The organism is Mycobacterium persicum (assembly GCF_002086675.1).
GTDB classification, from domain to species: domain Bacteria; phylum Actinomycetota; class Actinomycetes; order Mycobacteriales; family Mycobacteriaceae; genus Mycobacterium; species Mycobacterium persicum.
The window spans coordinates 1-260 of sequence record NZ_MVIF01000352.1 but is presented as its reverse complement, the minus strand read 5'-3'; the positions used below and the strand labels follow the sequence as shown (position 1 = coordinate 260).

The 260-nt window shown below is 81.5% G+C and carries 1 pseudogene; it reads right to left on the bottom strand.

Going from position 1 to position 260, the window contains the following annotated elements:
• Nucleotides 1–260 (bottom strand): annotated as a pseudogene (locus BST40_RS33710) (hypothetical protein); the annotation flags it as partial.

Genomic DNA, 260 nt, shown 5'->3' with positions numbered 1-260 from the left:
CGCCGCCGGCTCCGCCGTTTGCGGCGACCCCGCCGGCGAAACGTTGGCTATTCCCGCCGTTGCCCCCGGCGCCGCCGGCGCCGGCGAGCATGCCGCCGGCGCCGCCGGCCCCGCCGGCGCCGGGCTTGAAACTGTTGGCGCCGTCGCCGCCGGCCCCGCCGTTGCCGAACACGCCGGCGTGGCCGCCGGCTCCGCCATCGCCGGCGTTTGCGCTGCCGCTCCCCTGCCCCCCGACGCCACCGGCGCCGCCGTCGCCGAAC